Genomic DNA, 1,356 nt, shown 5'->3' with positions numbered 1-1,356 from the left:
GGCAATGTCATCATCGCCGGCTTTTTTCACGTTGGCAAATTTTCAAATGTTTTCGCGCCCGCAGATCGCAGGAACTCTTATTTATATTCCTGCCATAAAACAGCTGTTTACAATGAAATTCACTCAAAAATAGTCAATAAAAAATATATTTTTCAAAGGGGTACTTTTATAGTTATGGCAAAGATTTTTTTAATGTATAAAAAACAATAAGTTAAAAAATCAACTTGTATGAAAAATAAACAATGGTTTTTTATTTCTTTATTTTCAAATATATAAAGAGCATGGATCATTTTCTTAATGATTCAATATCTAAAAATAAAAGTCTTTTCTTAACATTTTATTATGTTAAAACCCAATAGTTTCTTAAATATTAAATTGTTTATAATCAATAGTTTACATTGCATTTTTAAGCTGTTAGATTGATATTTTTTTTGGGCAACTAAGATGTCTTTTAGTAATAACCAAAAACTGATCGGAGGAGATGAAAAAATGTTCATTATCGGTCTGATTGATAACTTTTTCTATCGCGTGATCGGAGTAGATTCTCGTCCAAAATTTTGGGGAAATAACTTTGAATTTTATGAAAAAGCTATGTCAATCTCTGTGTCATCTAGTAAGCGTGATATCGATAGCTTATTTATAAGGTTCGGCACGCTTTGGAATTCTGAAAATAAAAAAGAAATCGTTATCGAACAGATGGATTTTCGAAAAGAGTTATGTCATCTGGATGTATCTATTAAATTACTATTAATTCTCTGTGAAATAGCTGAAAAATTCAGTTATCAGACGATTAGATTTCTTAAGCCCAGCTGGGTCTTAGTTGGTGAATACATATGCTTTAAGTTTGGATTTTCAGCGAAGAATGAGATAGATCCTAAAAAATTAAAATTGAGATTGAAAAAATATCTATCTGAGAAAGCTTAGGATGGTGATAGTCACTATGAGAGTTAATTTCGTATAAGAGATTTTATGTTAAGCAGATGCCTGAAAAGCCCATGAATTGGGCCTTTCGTATAAACTCCATCATGTTAAATGAGCGGTTTCTATACTCCCGCACAAGCAAATGCAAATGCTATAACACAAAACTGTAGAATCATTAAGGGTGGGAAAAAGACATGAGTGATGGTCCATAAGCAGGCGATAGGAGTAACTATCCATCTCCCTCCTTTACCAGATGCAGTAATAATAATAAAAATAATTATTTGATAAATAATTACTCCGACACTAAGAATTACCATTTTTTTCCAAATAGTGAAATTCTCTCTTAATTATAAGACACAATTACTTAATACCAAATCCTAGGCGTCTTCCATCTGTCAAAACTTAATCAGTATCATCATTTCCGTCGTTTTTCGA

1 protein-coding gene is annotated in these 1,356 nt (G+C 30.8%); it reads left to right on the top strand.

The window, feature by feature from the left end; all coding sequences use genetic code 11:
• The first annotated feature begins 444 nt into the window (after nt 1-444).
• Nucleotides 445-924 carry a hypothetical protein gene (locus FTV31_RS16905; RefSeq protein ID WP_180015797.1) on the top strand — a complete coding sequence of 160 codons (480 nt, stop codon included), beginning with the start codon at nt 445-447 and terminating at the stop codon, nt 922-924.
• The last annotated feature ends 432 nt before the right edge of the window (nt 925-1,356 follow it).

The organism is Acinetobacter sp. YH16031 (assembly GCF_013417335.1).
In the GTDB taxonomy this organism is placed as follows: domain Bacteria; phylum Pseudomonadota; class Gammaproteobacteria; order Pseudomonadales; family Moraxellaceae; genus Acinetobacter.
This window is presented reverse-complemented; position numbering and strand designations above follow the sequence as displayed.